Annotated in this window: 15 protein-coding genes; 6 read left to right on the forward strand and 9 right to left on the reverse strand. The window is 72.9% G+C overall.

All coding sequences use genetic code 11. From position 1 onward, the window contains the following. Positions 1 to 24: 24 nt before the first annotated feature. Complete coding sequence (locus ABRP24_RS12695; RefSeq protein ID WP_349850044.1) at positions 25 to 786, reverse strand: SDR family NAD(P)-dependent oxidoreductase; 762 nt, start codon at positions 784 to 786, stop codon at positions 25 to 27. Between the two features lie 80 nt (positions 787 to 866). On the opposite strand from ABRP24_RS12695, the gene ABRP24_RS12700 reads away from it, so the two are divergent. Next, positions 867 to 2,462, forward strand: coding sequence for a hypothetical protein (locus ABRP24_RS12700; RefSeq protein ID WP_349850042.1), 1,596 nt, complete (start codon positions 867 to 869; stop codon positions 2,460 to 2,462). 32 nt (positions 2,463 to 2,494) lie between these two features. On the opposite strand, the gene ABRP24_RS12705 is transcribed toward ABRP24_RS12700, so the two are convergent. From ABRP24_RS12705 to ABRP24_RS12730, 6 genes are read right to left on the reverse strand one after another with little or no spacing between them, the layout of a single operon-like run. After that, positions 2,495 to 3,412, reverse strand: coding sequence for a phosphogluconate dehydrogenase C-terminal domain-containing protein (locus ABRP24_RS12705; protein ID WP_051596643.1), 918 nt, complete (start codon positions 3,410 to 3,412; stop codon positions 2,495 to 2,497). Further along, positions 3,409 to 4,254, reverse strand: a complete 846-nt coding sequence (locus ABRP24_RS12710; RefSeq protein WP_232750869.1) for a sugar phosphate isomerase/epimerase — start codon at positions 4,252 to 4,254, stop codon at positions 3,409 to 3,411. The genes ABRP24_RS12705 and ABRP24_RS12710 overlap by 4 nt, the downstream gene beginning before the upstream one ends. After that, positions 4,251 to 5,072 carry a triose-phosphate isomerase family protein gene (locus ABRP24_RS12715; RefSeq protein WP_349850040.1) on the reverse strand — a complete coding sequence of 274 codons (822 nt, stop codon included), beginning with the start codon at positions 5,070 to 5,072 and terminating at the stop codon, positions 4,251 to 4,253. The genes ABRP24_RS12710 and ABRP24_RS12715 overlap by 4 nt, the downstream gene beginning before the upstream one ends. Next, positions 5,072 to 5,557, reverse strand: a complete 486-nt coding sequence (locus ABRP24_RS12720) for a ribose-5-phosphate isomerase (protein ID WP_027465116.1) — start codon at positions 5,555 to 5,557, stop codon at positions 5,072 to 5,074. Before ABRP24_RS12720 ends, ABRP24_RS12715 begins: the two co-directional genes overlap by 1 nt. A gap of 25 nt (positions 5,558 to 5,582) precedes the next feature. Beyond that, a complete protein-coding gene (locus ABRP24_RS12725; RefSeq protein WP_349850038.1) occupies positions 5,583 to 7,355 on the reverse strand; it encodes a dihydroxyacetone kinase family protein in 1,773 nt (590 codons plus the stop codon). Further along, positions 7,352 to 8,770 (reverse strand): MFS transporter, encoded by a 1,419-nt coding sequence (locus ABRP24_RS12730; RefSeq protein ID WP_214520738.1) that lies wholly within the window; start codon positions 8,768 to 8,770, stop codon positions 7,352 to 7,354. Before ABRP24_RS12730 ends, ABRP24_RS12725 begins: the two co-directional genes overlap by 4 nt. A 309-nt stretch (positions 8,771 to 9,079) precedes the next feature. Between ABRP24_RS12730 and ABRP24_RS12735 the strand changes: the two genes are divergently transcribed. The 4 genes from ABRP24_RS12735 (at position 9,080) to ABRP24_RS12750 (ending at position 12,029) form a co-directional block, all read left to right on the forward strand. Continuing rightward, positions 9,080 to 9,829: a FadR/GntR family transcriptional regulator gene (locus tag ABRP24_RS12735; protein ID WP_027465119.1), complete on the forward strand. Its 750-nt coding sequence runs from the start codon at positions 9,080 to 9,082 to the stop codon at positions 9,827 to 9,829. A 208-nt stretch (positions 9,830 to 10,037) separates the two neighbouring features. After that, on the forward strand, positions 10,038 to 10,727 hold the full coding sequence (locus ABRP24_RS12740) for a bifunctional 2-polyprenyl-6-hydroxyphenol methylase/3-demethylubiquinol 3-O-methyltransferase UbiG (RefSeq protein ID WP_301566547.1): 690 nt from the start codon (positions 10,038 to 10,040) through the stop codon (positions 10,725 to 10,727). Between the two features lie 10 nt (positions 10,728 to 10,737). Continuing rightward, positions 10,738 to 11,547 (forward strand): PmoA family protein, encoded by an 810-nt coding sequence (locus ABRP24_RS12745; protein ID WP_301600137.1) that lies wholly within the window; start codon positions 10,738 to 10,740, stop codon positions 11,545 to 11,547. Next, positions 11,544 to 12,029, forward strand: coding sequence for a tetratricopeptide repeat protein (locus tag ABRP24_RS12750; RefSeq protein ID WP_071246354.1), 486 nt, complete (start codon positions 11,544 to 11,546; stop codon positions 12,027 to 12,029). Before ABRP24_RS12745 ends, ABRP24_RS12750 begins: the two co-directional genes overlap by 4 nt. Before the next feature lie 6 nt (positions 12,030 to 12,035). Here ABRP24_RS12750 and ABRP24_RS12755 read toward each other — a convergent pair whose 3' ends face one another. Next, a complete protein-coding gene (locus ABRP24_RS12755) occupies positions 12,036 to 12,941 on the reverse strand; it encodes an AraC family transcriptional regulator (protein WP_027465123.1) in 906 nt (301 codons plus the stop codon). A 110-nt stretch (positions 12,942 to 13,051) separates the two neighbouring features. Between ABRP24_RS12755 and ABRP24_RS12760 the strand changes: the two genes are divergently transcribed. Next, on the forward strand, positions 13,052 to 13,849 hold the full coding sequence (locus ABRP24_RS12760; RefSeq protein WP_232750876.1) for an SDR family NAD(P)-dependent oxidoreductase: 798 nt from the start codon (positions 13,052 to 13,054) through the stop codon (positions 13,847 to 13,849). A gap of 457 nt (positions 13,850 to 14,306) precedes the next feature. Here ABRP24_RS12760 and ABRP24_RS12765 read toward each other — a convergent pair whose 3' ends face one another. Next, complete coding sequence (locus ABRP24_RS12765) at positions 14,307 to 15,719, reverse strand: GAF domain-containing serine/threonine-protein kinase (RefSeq protein ID WP_349850034.1); 1,413 nt, start codon at positions 15,717 to 15,719, stop codon at positions 14,307 to 14,309. Positions 15,720 to 15,946 lie beyond the last annotated feature (227 nt).

Consider the following 15,946-nt stretch of genomic DNA (forward strand, 5'->3'; position numbering starts at 1 on the left):
GTTCGGCGGCGGGCGTGAGACGGGTCAGAGGCTCGTCATGCCGCCGTCGACGCGGAACTCCGCGCCGGTGGCGTAGGACGACTCCGCGCTGGCCAGGTAGACCATGATGCCGGTGACGTCGTCGGGGGTGCCGGGGCGGCCGAGGGGTGTGCGGGCGACGATCGCGGCTCGGGCCTCGGGGTCACCGGAGATCGCCGACACGAGGCCGGTCTCGGTGTAGCCCGGCACGACCGTGTTCACCCGGATGCCGTCCCGCGCGTAGGCCATCGCGGTCGCCCGGACGAGTGCGTGGATGCCGCCCTTGGTCGAGGAGTACGCCGCGAAGTCGGCGCCCTCGCCGTTCAGGCCGGTCGGCGACCCCGTGGCGATGACCGACCCGCCGGTGCCGCTCGCGAGCATCGCCCGGACGGCGTGCTTGATCGTCAGGAACGTGCCGGTGAGGTTGACCGCGACCGTGCGGTCCCAGGTCTCCAGTGACAGGTCGGCGACCTTCGCGTCGTGGCCGAACAGCTGCACACCGGCGTTCGCGACCACCACGTCGGGGCTCGCACCACGGTCGGCCAGTCCGGCGAACCCCGCGGCCACGCTCGTCTCGTCGGCGATGTCCATCGTCAGGCCGGTCGCGGTCTGGCCGGCTGCGGCGGCGGCACCGGCGGCCGCATCGGCGTCGCGGTCGGCGTAGACGACGGTGGCCCCCTCGGCCACGAACCGGTCGGCGATCGCGCGGCCGATGCCGGACCCCGCTCCCGTGACGAGTGCGGTCCGGCCGTCGAGTCGTGCGGTCATGTGGGACTCCGTCCTCGGAGCAGCGCTGCTCCGTCACACCCATCATTGCCCAACCGGTTGACCGGTGCTAGGCATGCACCATGACTGCGACGTCGAACGACGAGATCGTGTCCGTCTGGCCCTGGCGTCTGGCCCTGCGCGGAGCCGAACTCGCCGACGTCACGTTCCGGGGCACGCTCGTCCTGCGCGCCGTCCGGTTCGTCGTCCGCGACCACGACTGGCGCACCGCCGACGACACCGTGCTGACACGCAAGGTGGACGGTGACGATGGGCGCATCCGCATCGAGACCAGCGCACGGTACGACGGCGTCGAGGTCGTCCGCACCGTCCTCGAGGTCACGGTCGACGACGACACCCTTCGGGTCGCCGCGGTCGGGACGGTCACACGGGCCTTCCGCCGCAACCGCATCGGGCTCGTCGTCCTGCACCCGCCGACCCTGGCCGGGCAGCCGCTGACGGTGCGGCACCCGTCCGGTGGCGTTGCCGCGACGGCGTTCCCGTTCTGGATCGCGCCGCACCAGCCGGCCGTCGACATCGCCGGGCTCGACTGGGCTGCGGGTCCGGTCGTGCTGTCGCTCGACCTGACCGGCGACGTGTTCGAGACCGAGGACCAGCGGAACTGGACCGACGCCTCGTTCAAGACGTACTCGACGCCGCTCGCCGAGCCGTTCCCGGTCGCGATCACGCCGGGGACGACGATCCGGCAGGGGCTCACCCTGCGTGCGACGGCGGTCGGCTCAGCAGGGGGTCGGGGCACCCGGTCGGGAGGCGCGGCCTCCCCCACCCCGGACCTGGCGGCGCTCGACGGGCCCGCTCCCGGTGCCGTGGTCACGCCGCCGCCGACGCTCCAGCTGCTCGCGGGTTCGGCACCGGTCGCTGCGCGCCCGGACGACGCCGACCTGCTCCGCGGGTTCCCGATCCTGGTCGAGCCGACCCTCGGCGCCCCAAACGTCGAGGCGGTGCTCGCCTCGGCCCGCCGGGACGCGGGTGGCGCTCCCCTGGACGTCCGGTTCGTCACCGACGACCCGGTGCTGCTGCGCGCGGCGATCGACGCGGTGCTCGAGGGCGGGCCGGTGGCGCGCGTCGGGGCGTTCGACCCGGTGTCGCACGTGACGACGCCGGCGCTGCAGCGGGCACTGCGCGAAGCGGCGGCAGCGGTCGGCGCGCTGGAGGTCGTCGCCGGTACCTGGGCCCACTTCACCGAGCTGAACCGCTCGATCGCGGTGTTCTCGGGTTGGGACGGCCCCCTGACCTGCAGCGTGACGCCGCAGATGCACGACCGGTCGCCCGAACAGGTGACCGAGTCGATCCGGATGCAGCGCTGGGTGGTGAGCAGCGCCTCCAGGCTGGCCGCCGGCAGGGCGCTGCACGTCGGACCGGTGACGCTGCGGCCACGGTGGAACGCGGTGGCGACGGCGCCGACCCGGGTCGTGACGGACGCGACCGTGGAGCACGGCTACCGCCCGGAGACCGTTCCGGACGCGACGGACCCGGCGCAGCACACGTCGGCCGCCGCGCGGTGGTTCGCCGACGCGGTGCGGGCGCTGACCGTGCCGGGCGTGGCCTCGATCACGCTGGCCGAGGCGTGGGGGCCGCGGGGGTTCGTGGCCGCCGACGGCATGGGGAACGCCCCGCCGGAAGGGGGTCGGCGGGGCGTTCCGGTCCGGGCACGCTGACGGGTCGGCGCGGTGGTCGGTGGCGGTCCGGCTCAGCGCCGGACGGCGTCGATCTTGAGCATCTTCGCGATGACCGAGTCGAGCTCGCTGTCGTCGAAGACCTGCTTCCAGTCCTCCTTGATGAGCTTCTCGCGGCCGTAGCCCATCGCGATGTGGCAGGCGTCGGAGAACGGGTTCGAGCCGCGCAGGCCGTTGGTCAGCGCGATCCAGGTGTGGCCGTAGAGCATGGCGCGGGCGGCCTCGCGGGGCACGCCGACACCGGTGACGGTTTCTTCGAGGGCGTCGTTGAGGAAGTCGCCGATCATGCAGGCGATCGTCTCGACCAGGGTCGGCTCGAGCACGGCCAGCTGCTTCACCGTGACCCAGTGCACCTGGATGACCGGGGCGTACATCGTGGTGATGACGGCCTCGGCGACGGCCTTGGCACGGTCGCCCTCGTCGCCGAGCGACTCCGAGGCGTCGAAGGCCGCGATGACCTCCTGCGGGGCGGCGATGCCACCGAAGGTGTCGTCCCACTCGGCCTTGGTGGTGCGCTCGAGGAACACCGACGGGTGGCACGGGTGCGCCACGGCGTAGTGGATGTCCTCGCGCTTGGCGAGGAGACCCGCGTAGGCGGCGGCCGGGTCGAGCGTCAGGATGCTGGCGCCTGACTTCATGACGGGGACGAGCTGCTCGGAGATGGTGCCGAGCAGGACGTCCGGGACGGCGAGGATGACGACGTCGGCGGCCTTCGCGGCGTCGAGGCTGTCGGTGATCTCGCGGCCGAGGGCCTGGATGCGCTCCTGGCCGGCGGGCGAGGCCTCGCTGTAGAGGGTGGTGTACTCGCTCTTCGCGAAGTTGTTCGAGACGCGGGTGCCCATCTTGCCGCCGGCACCGATCACGGCGACGGTGACGTCGGCCGTGCCGGATCCGGCAGCGACGGTGTGGGGGGTGGTGACGGTGTCGGTCATGATTCCTTGCTCCTGATGTACTCGATGGTGTGTTCGGTCCACGCCGCTTCGATGCGGGTGGTGGTCTGTGCGGGGGGCTCCCCCGGCAGCGGTTCGGCGCCCGCGTGCTCGTCCTGCCACGGCAGCCAGAACTCGATGACGCGGTTGATCCCCCGGGTGTCCGGCTCGAGCGCGGCGCGGACGGCGTCGTGGTCGAGGACCCCGGTGCCGATCGGGACGCCGGTGTACTGGAACCCGACCCAGCCCGGTGAGCGGGTGAAGGCGGAGTCCTTGACGTGCCAGTTGACGACGTGCGGGGCGGTCATCGCCACGACGTCCCCCGGGTGTTCGAGCCGGGCGACGGTGTTCGCCGGGTCGAGGCAGATTCCGAGGTTGTCGGAGCCGATCGCCTGGACGACCGCGACGAGGTCGGCGGTGGCGACGACCTCGTAGGTCTCCAGCGCGAGGGTCACGCCCGCGCGCTCGTAGGCGGGGAGCGCCTGCCGCAGGCGTCGTTCGGTCTCGGCCGCGTCGGGCTGGTCGTCGCCGCTCGTCCACATGCTCCGCACGAGGGTCGCGCCGAGCTGCTCCGCGACGTGCAGGTACCGGGCGAGGTGCTCCGGCCGGGTGCCGCGGGTGCCGACCTCGAGCGTGAGACCGAGGTCGGCGGCCAGGGACCGGATCGAGGCCAGGCGCTCGTCGGTCGCGGTGTCGAGCGGCAGGTGGTCGCAGATCTGGAACAGGTCGACGCCGTCGTGCGACGCGGCGTCGCGCAGGGCGTCGTCGAGGGACATCGGCGACGGGGCGCGGTCGGACATGCGCCAGAAGTAGGCGTAGGTGGAGAGGCCGAGCAGGGAGGTCATGCCGGTGCTCCGTCCTGCGTCGCGGCCAGCGCCTCGGCTTCGTCGAGGATCGTGCGCATCGCCTCGGGGTCGTGGGCGAAGCGGCCGAGGAACAGGCCGCCGATGCGTCCGGCACCCCGGGTCAGCAGGCCCGGACCGGCACTGCCGCCGTAGATCGCGACGGAGCCGGCGAGCTCCCGCCGGGTCGCCAGGTGCTGCTCGATGCCGGCCAGGACCGCGACGATGTGCTCGTCGGGCGCGGGCTGCGGGGCGCCGATCGCCCACACCGGCTCGTACGCGGCGATGAGCGGTCCGGCGATGCCGTCGGCGGTCGCGGTCGCCAGGAACCGGTCGAGCTGCGCGGTGACCTCGGAGATCGCGGCCGCGGGGTCGCCGTCGGCGGCGCGCTCGGTCTCGCCGATGCAGACCAGGGGCCGCAGGTGGTTGCGGTACGCCGCGTGCACCTTGCCGGCGATCTCGTCGTCCGTCTCGTGGAACAGGGAGCGGCGCTCGGCGTGTGCGATCTCGACGAGGTCGACCCCGATCTCACGGAGTTCGGCGCCGGAGACCTCGCCGGTGAAGGCACCCTCGTCGGCCCAGGCGAGGTCCTGGGCACCGAGCAGCACCGGAGCGCCTGACCCGGTCAGGATCGCTCGGACCGGGACGAGCGACGGGAACGTCGGCACCACGAAGAGCTCGACCGCGCCGGACCGCACCGCCGGGTGGCTCCGGGCGATGTCGGCCACGGCGGCCGCCCACTCGAGCGTCCGGGCATGGCTGAAGTACATCTTGAGCGACACCCCGATCGTCACCGGGGCGGCCACCGTGGTCGCGGGCATCAGGCGTCGGTCCCGACCGGGGCGGAGCCGTCGTAGGCACAGATCGCGTTGACCTTCTCGGCGCTCGCGCTCGTCCGGTCGAAGGTGTAGCCGAGCCACTCCTTCGCCATCCGGCGCGCGACCTCGACCCCGACGACGCGCTGGCCCATGCAGAGCACCTGGGCGTCGTTCGACAGGATCGAGCGCTCCACCGAGAACGAGTCGTGCGCGGTCACGGCGCGGATGCCGGGGACCTTGTTCGCCGCGATCGCGACGCCGAGGCCGGTGCCGCAGATCAGGATCGCGCGGTCGGCCTCGCCGTTCGCCACCAGACGGGCGGCGTCGACGGCGACGTGCGGGTAGGCGGTGTGGCCGTCGGCGTCCACGCCCACGTCGACGACGGAGGCCACGCGGGGGTCCTTCGCCAGGTCGGCCTTGATGACCTCCTTGTAGTCGAAGCCGGCGTCGTCCGAACCGACGACGATGCGGAACTGCTGCTCACTCATGCGGGTGTGCCTTTCGTGGTGGGGGTCAGGCGGGGACGGCGATGGACGAGCGGACCGCGGCGGTGATGAGCGCGAACGAGATCGCGCCGGCGTCCGGGGTGCCGACGGCGTCCTCGCCGTGGGTGCGGGCACGGCCCATCCGGGGCAACAGGTCGGCGGTGGCGTCCGCCGCGGTCTGCGCTGCGGCCGAGGCGGCCGACCAGGCGTCGACGAGTTCGTCGCCGGCGTCGACCCGGGCGGAGAAGACCTGGTCGAACGGCACGAGCGCGTCGACCATCGTCTTGTCGCCGGGGACGGCTCCGAAGGCCAGGACGGCTTCGGCGGCGGCGTGCACCGCGCTCTGGACGGTGGCGGGTGTCGGACGGGACTCGTCCCCGAGGACGCGACCCAGTGCCTCCAGGGCGGCGCCCCAGATCGCACCGGACGTCCCACCGGCCTTGTCGGACCAGGCGTCGCCGGCGATCGCGAGGACCGAACCGGCGCCGGCGCCACGTGCGGCGGCGTCCTGTGCCGCACGGTCGGCGGCGGTGGAGCCGCGCTGCATCCCGATGCCGTGGTCGCCGTCACCGGCGACGGCGTCGATGCGGCCGAGCTCGTCGGCGTGGTCGTCGATGGTGGCGCGGATCGCGGTGATCGCGGCCGCGACGCGGGCGGCCGAGGCCTGGGACGCCTCGCTGCCGGGTGTGACGGGCACGACCACGCCGGCTTCGAGCACCTCGACCGGCACCGGCTGCTGCGGGACGGCGCCGCCCTTGCGGTAGGCGGGGGCGTCGGCGGGGGCTGCCCAGAGCTGCTCGAGTTCGTCGTCGAGCCAGAACAGGGTGAGCGAGACGCCCGCCATGTCGAAGCTCGTGACGAGTTCGCCGACCTCGGGCTCGACGACGACGATGCCGGCGTCGGTGAGCTTCCGCTGGACGGCGCCGAAGACGACGAAGAGTTCCTCGTACTTCACCGAGCCGAGGCCGTTGAGGATCGGGACGACGCGGGGGCCGGCGGGTGCTGTTGCGGTGCCGTGTGTTGTGGTGCCGGTGCCGGTGCCGGTGCCGGTGCCGGTGTCGTCGGGTCGCTCGGTGAGGAGCTTGTCGACGAGCAGGTCGGCCAGGCCGTCCGCGGTGGGGACGTCGGCCTCGGCGATGCCGCGTTCGCCGTGGATGCCCATGCCGATGGCCATGCGCCCCTCGGGGACGGTGAAGAGCGGCTCGTCGGCGCCGGGCAGGGAGCACCCCGAGAACGCGACCCCGAAGCTGCGGGTGCGGTCGTTGGCCCTGGTCGCGATCGCGGTGACCGCGTCGAGGTCGTCGCCACGCTCAGCGGCCGCGCCGGCCACCTTGAACACGCAGAGGTCCCCCGCGATGCCGCGACGCTTGTGTGCCTGGTCGGCGGGCGCGGACGCGACGTCGTCGGTCACGCGGACCGTACGGACGTCGATGCCCTGTGCCTCGAGTGCCCGTGCCGCGGCGTCGAAGTTGAGGACGTCACCCGCGTAGTTGCCGTAGCTCAGCAGCACGCCGCCGCCGTGCTCGGACGCCTTCGCCACCGCGGTGACCTGCTGGGCACTCGGGCTGGCGAACAGGTTGCCCATCGCGGCACCGGCAGCCAGGCCGTGCCCGACGAGGCCACCGAAGGCCGGGTAGTGGCCGGAGCCACCGCCGACGACGAGCGCGACGGTGCCCTCGGGGCTGGTGGTGGAGCGGGCGACCCCGCCGTGCACCTTGCGCACCCGGGCGCGGTTGGCGGCGACGAAGCCGTCCACCATCTCGTCGGCGAAGTCCGCGGGGTCGTTGAACAGGCGGGTCATGCGCCGGCCTCCTTCGCGATGGCGGTCGGTCCGTCCGTGGCAGCGACCGCGGTGTCGGCTGCGGACGCCGCGGCGGCCGCTTCGTTGCGCTTCGTGTTCCGGCCGAGCACGAACATGAGCACGCTCGACAGCACCATGAAGAACCCGACGATGAACATCGGCACCTGGTACCCGCCGGTCCACTCGCTGACCGCACCCGTGATGTACGGGGCGGCGAACCCACCGAGGTTGCCGACGGTGTTGATGAGGGCGACCCCCGCGGCTGCGGCGGCACCGGTCAGGAACTGCGTGGGGACCGTCCAGAAGTTCGGCAGGGCCGCGAAGATCGCACACGCCGTGATCGCGATGACCGCGACGGTGGCGGCCGGGCTGTTCATGTAGAGCGCGACCGGGATGCTCAGGCCACCGACCAGGGCCGGGACGGCGATGTGCCAGACCCGGACGCCACGACGGAAGGCGTCACGCGACCAGAAGTACAGGACCACCGCGGCGGGCACGTACGGGATGGCCGTGATCAGGCCCTTCTGGAACAGGTCGAACGTGGTGCCGAACTGCTCCTGGAAGCCGTCGATGATCGTCGGCAGGAAGAAGCTGAGCGCGTAGAGGCCGTAGATGAAGCCGAAGTACACCGCGGCGAGCATCCAGACGCGGCCGGAGCCGAAGGCCGCCCGCAGGCCGCCCTTGCCGTGACCGTCCCCGCCGCCCTTCGCGGCACTCTCGGCAGCGAGCGTCGTCTCCAGCCAGACCTTTTCGTCCTCGTCGAGCCACTTCGCCTGCGACGGCTTGTCCTTGAGGACGAAGAGGCACAGGACGCCGACGATGATCGCCGGGATCGAGACGCAGAGGAACATGAAGCGCCATCCGGCCAGGCCGCCGAGGATCCCCTCGTGGGTCATCAGCCAGCCGGCGAGCGGGGAACCGATGACGCTCGTGAGCGGCTGCGCCAGGTAGAAGAGCGCGAGCATCTTGCCGCGGTGACGGGCCGGGACCCAGGTCGACAGGAACAGGATCGCGCCGGGGAAGAAGCCGGCCTCGGCGATGCCGAGCAGGAAGCGCAGGCCGACGAGCTGCGGGTAGTTCTGCACCCACGTGAAGAGCAGGGACACGATGCCCCACGTGATCATGATGCGGGCGAGCCAGATCCGGGCGCCGAACTTGTGCAGCGCCAGGTTGGACGGCACCTCGAGCACGAGGTAACCGATGAAGAACACACCGGACGCGAAGCCGAACTGGGCGGCGGTCAGGCCGAGGTCGGCCTCCATGCCGTTGGGGGCGGCGAAGGAGATCGCGGTGCGGTCGAGGAAGTTGATGAAGAACATCAGTGCCACGAACGGCACGATGCGGATCGCGATCTTGCGGATGGCCGTCTTCTCGACGACCGAGGTGGGGATGCCTCGCGTGGCGGGGATGTCCACGATGACTCCTGCTCGGTGGGGGTGGTACGACTCCCGTCCTGGCGGCTTCGCCGGGACGGTCCTGGCGGCTGCGCCGGGACGGTCCTGGCGGCCGGGCCGGGATGTTCCGGTCGGCTTCGCCGGGATGCTCCGTGCTGCTGCGCGGATCGAGAGCGGGCGCATCGGTGCGCCTGATCCAGTGTGCGTCGCGGTCGGTCAACTTGTCAACCGGTTGACCATTCCGCGCGTTCCGCGCTGCTTCTTGCGCAATGTCGGTCGCCTGAGCGACGCTCCCCAGGCAACCGGTTGACCGACCGGTACGCTCACTGCATGCCCGCGTTCAGCCCGGACGACCCCCTCAACATCCGACTCGAACTCGAGTCCGTGCCCGTCGGGTCCCCCGCCTCGGTGGTCGCCCGACAGCTCGTCTCGCTGCTCACCGCCGGCGAACTGGCCCCCGGCTCACGGCTGCCCTCGGAGCGGATCCTGTCCGAGCGGCTCGGCGTCGGACGCTCGGCCGTCCGTGAGGCCCTCGCCGCCCTCGAGATCCTGGGCATCGTGCAGATCCGCCCCGGTTCGGGCACCTACCTGCGCGGAGGCACCTCGGACCTGCTCCCGACGACCCTGTCGTGGGGCCTCATGCTCGCGTCGAACCGCACCCGCGAGCTGCTCGAGATCCGGTCCTCGCTGGAGCGCACGGCCGCGATCCTCGCCGCACAGCGCGCCACCGACGAGCAGATCACCGAACTCGGCGAGTACCTGGTCCGGCAGGAGGCGACGCTCGACGACCCGCAGGCCTTCATCGACGCCGACGTCCGGTTCCACGTCCTGCTGGCGCGGGCGTCCGGCAACGACGTGCTCGCCGACCTGCTGCAGAGCCTGCGCTCGATGCTGAGCGTCTGGGTCGCGCGGCGCGTGCAGACCAGGCAGGCGACCGAGGCCGCGTTCCACGAGCACCGCGCTGTCTTCGAGGCCTTGCGCGTCCGCGACGTGTCCGCCGTGCAGCGCGCGATGGACGCGCACATGGCCACGGCGAGCGCACGCATCGAGCACGCCGAGCCGCTGCCCGCCGACGAGTAGGGCGTGCTCGCACGCTCGCTCGCTCGAGCTCGCTCGCTTCGCCCGCTTCGTGAGCAGGAATGGTCGGGTCCGTCGAGCCGACCCGACACCTTCTGCTCACGATCGGGGCGGACGGGAGGCCCGGGTAGCGCCCGCCTCGCACGGTGCGGTGTTGCCGGGTCGGCAACACCGCTTGGGTCCGGCCCGGCACGTGCGCTGGAGTAGGTGCATGCACACCCACCACGACGGCTCCGCCGCCGGATCTGCCACCGATGTCACCGATGTCACCGCCGCACCGTCCGCCCGGGAGTGGTGGGAGGCCCGCTACGCCGAGCGCGACGGCATCTGGTCCGGCCGGGTGAACGCCGTGCTCGCCTCGGTGACGTGGGGGCTGCCGGTGGGGCGGGCGCTCGACCTCGGCTGCGGCGAGGGCGGCGACGTGGTGTGGCTCGCCGAGCAGGGCTGGGACGTGACGGGCATCGACCTGTCCGTGACGGCGCTCCGGCGTGGTTCGCGGGCTGCCGTCGCCGCCGGGGTGCAGGACCGGACGGCGTTCGTCGCCGCTGACCTCGGCCGGTGGGACACCGCCGCGCGGTTCGACCTGGTGACCGCGTCGTTCCTGCAGTCGTGGCCGGTGGAGATCCCCCGAGCCGACATCCTGCGTCGGGCCGCCGGCTTCGTCGACGTCGGTGGGCACCTGCTCGTCACCGCACACGCCGCTCCCCCGCACGACGACCTGCCGCCCGAGCTGCGGGAGTACCGGTTCCCCGCGCCGGCCGATGACCTCGCCGCCCTGCAGCTCGACGACGGGTGGGACGTCCTGGTCGCCGAGGTCCGGCCGCGCACCGCGACGACACCGGAGGGTGATCCGCACGAGGTGCTCGACAGCGTCGTGCTCGCCCGGCTGACGCGCGGGTAGCGTCGGCGGTGTGAGCACCGACGACGGCATCCGCGCACTCGTCGTGGACGGTGTCGAGGTTGCCGTCGAACGCAGCGGCGCCGGCACGATCGCCACGTCGTCCCCTCGGCCGTACCTGCACCCGGTCCGGACCCTCGGCGGCACCGTCGTCAGCGCGCACCGCCCCGGCGACCACGACTGGCACTGCGGTGTCGGCGTCGCGATCCCCGACGTCAACGGCGTGAACTGCTGGGGCGGCCGGACCTACGTCGCGAGGCTCGGCTACGTGTGGCGCGACGACCACGGCTCGGTCGATGTCGTGCAGGCGGAGCAGCACGACACGATGTCCGCCGAGGCACTCGTCTGGCGGGGTCCGGACCGCACGGTGGTCCTGCGCGAGGACCGCATTCTCCGCTGGCGCGCGGTCACCAGCGGGTGGGAACTGTCCTGGTCGTCGTCGTTCCGCACCCCGGGTGACACCCCGGTGCACCTCGGGGGCCCGGGCAGCAACGGCCGGACCGGAGCCGGCTACGGCGGCTTCTTCTGGCGGTTCCCCGAGTGCACGGGGGTCGCCGTCCGGACCGCCGACGCCGAGGGCGAGACCGCCGTGCACGGCTCGGTCACACCCTGGATCACCTGGTCGGCGGTGTTCGACGGCGGTCCGGCGACGATCCGGATCGAGGCCGTCGACCACCACGACCCCTGGTTCGTCCGCGCTGAGGAGTACCCCGCGATCGGCTCGGCCCTGGCGTGGGACACCCCCGCCGTCGTGCAGCCCGGCGAACCGCTGGTCCGCTCGTTCCGCGCGACGATCACCGACGGCGCTACGCTCGCTGGATGAGCACAGGGGACTGGGAGTCACGCGTCGCGGCGCTGTGGGACGACGAGACGATCGACGACCAGCAGCGGATCGAGCGGATGCGCGACCTCGCCGCCGACGCTCCGCACGCAGCGCTCGGCGCGTTCGAGCTCGGGGGTGCCTTCGACTCAGGCGGACACGAGGCCGATGCCGACGTGCAGTACGCCGCCGCGACCGCAGCCGGCCTGGACTCCGTCGACCCGGACCGCGCAGCCAGGATGGTCGTCCAGCACGCCTCGACCCTGCGGAACCTCGGCCGGATCGACGCGGCCATCGCGATGCTCCGCGACGCGCCGGAGCACCCGGCCACCGGGGCGGCACCGCGGGTGTTCCTCGCGCTCGCCCTGCACAGCGCGGGACGCTCCGCCGAGGCGCTGCGCGTCGCGATCGAGGCCGTCGAGCCGACACTCCCCCGGTACCACCGGTCCGTCCGCGCCTACGCTGCGGCCCTCACCGAGGACTGACGCGCGTCAGGCGATCGCGACCTCACCCCGTGCGAGCAGTGCACGGGCCCGACCGGCGTCGGCAGCCGGTGGCCGGCCGTGCAGCGCGCGGTAGTCACGCGAGAAGTGCGAGGCGCTCCGGTACCCCACCGCCGCCGCAGCCTGGGCGGCGGTGTCACCGAGCACGATCATCCGCCGCCGGGCCTCCCCCAGACGCAGCCGCCGCAGGTACTGCACGGGGCTCATGCCGGTGACCTGCCGGAAGCGTGCGAACAGTGTCGACTCGCTCGTCCGGACCGCCGCAGCCAGGACCGCCACCGACCACGGGTCCGCCAGCCGCTCTGTGAGCAGGGCGGTTGCCGCGGCGACGACGTCGCCGTCCCGGTTGCCGATCGCGGCCAGGATGCGCGGTGCCTGGTCCGTCTGCAGCAGGCGGAGCACCACCTCGCGGGTGACGAGCGGGGCGAGGACGGCCATGTCCTCCGGAGCATCGAGCAGTCCGACGAGTCGGGCGAACGCGTCCGCCAGGGCCGGGGTCCAGCTGCCGAGTCGTGCCGGCGGCGCCTCGTCCTGGTGCGGGCGGGACATCGCCGTCGCGACCTCGGCCACCACCGCGGGGTCGAGCTGCCAGACGACCGCGACGAACCCCGCGGGTGGTTCGACCTCGACCACCCCGGCGATCACGGGCAGGTCGACGGGCGTGATGATGAAGCGTTCCCGACCCCAGAGCTGGTCGTCGTCCCCCACTATCGAGCGCTTCCGTCCGGCGAGCACCACCGACACCGACGGCGTGTAGCGCTGGTACCCGAGGTCGGTCGGACGGTCGACCCGGGCCAGGCGGAGGCCGAGCCGTCCGGCGCGCTCAGTGTCGTCGAGGTGGGCGAGGACGCTCTGCAGCGCACGGTCCAGCCGGTCCGAGGTGACGTCGTCCATGTGCCCATTCTGTCGAGGCATCCGGCGCGAGTGGTGCCCGTGCGGGATCCGGCAAGCACTCCGGAGTCCTGGGCAATCACCGCCGGGTCCGTCGGACCGAGCATCGGAGCATGCAGACCAACGAAGCACTCCTCGACTCCCTGACCACCGACGACCGACTGGCCGGCCGCACCGCGCTGGTGACCGGCGCCTCGAGCGGCATCGGTGAAGCCGTCGCCCGTGTCCTCGCCGCCTCCGGCGCCACCGTCGCGGTCGCCGGCCGCGACCCGGAGCGCACGCAGGCCGTGGTGGACACCATCACCGCGTCCGGAGGCACCGCCGTGGCCGTGATCGGCGACCTGAACACCCACCCCGACGCGGTCCGTGACCTCGCCGCCCGCGCAACCGAGGCCCTCGGCGGCCGGGTCGACGTGCTCGTCAACAACGCCGGCGTCTACCCGGTCGGCCCCACCGCACTGCTCGCCGACGACGACGCGGAAGCCCTCTGGGCCACGAACGTCCGCGCGCCGCACGTGCTGGTTGGAGCGCTGGCCCCTGCGATGGTCGAACGCGGCTCGGGCGTCGTCGTGAACATCGGCTCGTGGATGTCCCGCGTCGGTGTCCCGTTCACGGCGCTCTACCCGGCGACCAAGGCCGCGGTCGAGCAGCTGACCCGCGCCTGGGCAGCCGAGTTCGGACCGCACGGCGTCCGGGTGTCGACCGTGTCGCCCGGGGCCACCGCGACACCGGGCAACGCGGACTCGCACGACGTCCTCGCGCAGATGACGGCGGGCACCCCCGCCGGAGCACCCGTCCGCCCCGTCGACGTCGCCTTCGCCGTGCGGTGGGTGGCCTCCGACGAGGCGACCTTCGTGCACGGCGCCACGATCGACGTCGACGGCGGCCTCGCCGCGACCCGCCTCGGCTGAGCGCGCCCCGCGCGAGCGGGCGGAACACCCGGGTCGGCGCACGGAGACACCCGGGCATTTCGCCCGCTCGGCAGCGCCAACCGACGCGCACGAACCCCCACCACCGCGAACGGGCGGAACACCCGGGTCGACACACGGAGGCACCCGGGCATTCCGCCCGCTCGGCAGCGCCAACCGACGCGCACGAACCCCCACCACCACGAACGGGCGGAACACCCGGGTCAGCACGCGAAGGCACCCCGGCATTTCGCCCGCTCGGCGGGAGTCGGTCAGCCGGGCATCGGATCCGCGAGTGGTCACGACGCACCGCTGGCAGGTGGTCGAGCGGTCACGGACCGTCGCGCGGGAGCGCGCCAGGCGACGGATCGTGACCGCTCGGCGGACGGCGTCGGCGCGGCGGTGGGCGCGACCACCGCACGGTCGGGAGGCGCGGTGCGGCCTGGCACCGGGCCTCCCGTCAGGCGGTGTGGTCGCCGACCACCCGTGGGACCGGCAGCGAGTCGCTGGTCGTGCGCAGGGACTCCTGGCGGATCTCGAGCTGCGAGACGGCGAGCGCCGCCAGGTCGCGGAGGTTCGCGAGGTCGTCCTCGGTGGCCTGCCGCGGGCGGGTGTCGAGCACGGCGAGGGTCCCGATCGGTGCGCCGTCGTGCTTCACGAGCGGGACGCTGACGTAGAAGCGGATGCCGAGCGGGCCGGTGACCAGGGGGCTGTTCCGCATCTCGGGGTGCGCGGAGCCGTCCGGGATAACGACGGGGACGGGGACCGGGGCGAAGCCGTTGCGGAAGCTGATGCTGCGGGCTGCCTCGTCGATGCCCTCGGCGATGTACGACTGGGACCACTCGCGGTCCTCGTCGAGGACCTCGACCAGGGCGATCGGTGCGTCGAAGAGCCGTGCGGCCATCGCCGTGGTGCGCTGCAGCGACTCGTTGGGCAGGGTGTCGAGGGTCGCCGGGCGGTCCGTCTCGGGGCGCGTCGGTACCTGGGCTGTCTCGTCGGTCGGCTCGACCACGTGGTCGCTCGTGGCGGTCTCCGCGATCACGACGTCGCGGAGCATCGTGACCAGCTCGGCGCCGAGCGGGCGGGCCGCGGGGTCCTGCGCGGTCATGGCACGGAGCAGGTGCTTCCAGTGCTCGGGCAGGGGTTCGGGGACCACGGGGTCGCGGGACAGCCGGGCGACGGCGGACTCGACGAGCGAGCCCGGGAACTCGCGGCGGCGGGTGAAGCACTGCAGCAGCACGAGGCCGAGCGAGTACACGTCACTCGGCGGGCCGACCTCACCGCCGCGCGCCTGCTCGGGGCTGAGGTACGCGGCGGTGCCGGTGGTCACACCGTCAGCGGTCAGGCGTTCGACGCCGGCGGCGAGCGCGATGCCGAAGTCGGTCAGGCGCGCGCGGGCCCGGTCGGAGCCGTTGCCGTAGTCGACGAGCAGGATGTTCGACGGCTTGATGTCGCGGTGCACGACGCCGTGGGCGTGGATGTAGTCGAGGGCCTCGGCCATGTCGTAGCCGATCTCGGCGATGTGCCGCGAGGCGAGCGGGCCGACGGCCAGGCGCTCCTCGAGGTCCTGCCCGACGACGAGCGACATCACGATGTAGCGCTGCTGCGTGCCGTCCTGCCCGGTGACGACACCGGCATCGAGCAGGCTGACGAGGTTGTGGTGCTCAAGGGACGCCAGCACGCCGAGTTCGGCCTCTTGCCGGGCAATGTCGACGATGCCCGCGTGGAAGAGCTTGATCGCGACCGGGCGGTGCAGGCTCTCGTCCACACCCCGGTAGACGACGGACATGCCGCCCTGGCCGATCGCTTGCTCCACGCGGTACCGACCGTCGAGCAGCGGCGCGCTCGCGTCGTGTTCTTCCGTCGGGATCATCCAACCCTCGTTCTCGGCTCCGGCACCAACGATGCATCTTCGCATCCCGACGGGTATCTCGTTGACGGGCGACGTTTCGCGGCTGAACGGGGCCCGTGCGGCGGCGCGGCCGTGCGGCGGCGCGGCCCTGCGGCGGCGCGGCCGTGCGGCCGTGCGGCGGCGGCCGTGCGGCTTGCAAGACACCGGTGTTCGCGGGTCGAACACGCGCAGACCGCGGTTCAGCCTGC

This window comes from Curtobacterium sp. WHRI 8282, assembly GCF_040223925.2.
Taxonomy (GTDB): Bacteria; Actinomycetota; Actinomycetes; order Actinomycetales; family Microbacteriaceae; genus Curtobacterium; species Curtobacterium flaccumfaciens.

Bases quoted from the DNA above. Each gene is read 5' to 3' on its own strand.
- ABRP24_RS12705 (WP_051596643.1), bottom strand. From the start codon at position 3,412: ATGACCGACACCGTCACCACCCCCCACACCGTCGCTGCCGGATCCGGC.
- ABRP24_RS12715 (WP_349850040.1), bottom strand. From the start codon at position 5,072: ATGCCCGCGACCACGGTGGCCGCCCCGGTGACGATCGGGGTGTCGCTC.
- ABRP24_RS12700 (WP_349850042.1), top strand. From the start codon at position 867: ATGACTGCGACGTCGAACGACGAGATCGTGTCCGTCTGGCCCTGGCGT.
- ABRP24_RS12760 (WP_232750876.1), top strand. From the start codon at position 13,052: ATGCAGACCAACGAAGCACTCCTCGACTCCCTGACCACCGACGACCGA.
- ABRP24_RS12695 (WP_349850044.1), bottom strand. From the start codon at position 786: ATGACCGCACGACTCGACGGCCGGACCGCACTCGTCACGGGAGCGGGG.
- ABRP24_RS12725 (WP_349850038.1), bottom strand. From the start codon at position 7,355: ATGACCCGCCTGTTCAACGACCCCGCGGACTTCGCCGACGAGATGGTG.
- ABRP24_RS12765 (WP_349850034.1), bottom strand. From the start codon at position 15,719: ATGATCCCGACGGAAGAACACGACGCGAGCGCGCCGCTGCTCGACGGT.
- ABRP24_RS12740 (WP_301566547.1), top strand. From the start codon at position 10,038: ATGCACACCCACCACGACGGCTCCGCCGCCGGATCTGCCACCGATGTC.
- ABRP24_RS12735 (WP_027465119.1), top strand. From the start codon at position 9,080: ATGCCCGCGTTCAGCCCGGACGACCCCCTCAACATCCGACTCGAACTC.
- ABRP24_RS12755 (WP_027465123.1), bottom strand. From the start codon at position 12,941: ATGGACGACGTCACCTCGGACCGGCTGGACCGTGCGCTGCAGAGCGTC.
- ABRP24_RS12710 (WP_232750869.1), bottom strand. From the start codon at position 4,254: ATGACCTCCCTGCTCGGCCTCTCCACCTACGCCTACTTCTGGCGCATG.
- ABRP24_RS12750 (WP_071246354.1), top strand. From the start codon at position 11,544: ATGAGCACAGGGGACTGGGAGTCACGCGTCGCGGCGCTGTGGGACGAC.
- ABRP24_RS12720 (WP_027465116.1), bottom strand. From the start codon at position 5,557: ATGAGTGAGCAGCAGTTCCGCATCGTCGTCGGTTCGGACGACGCCGGC.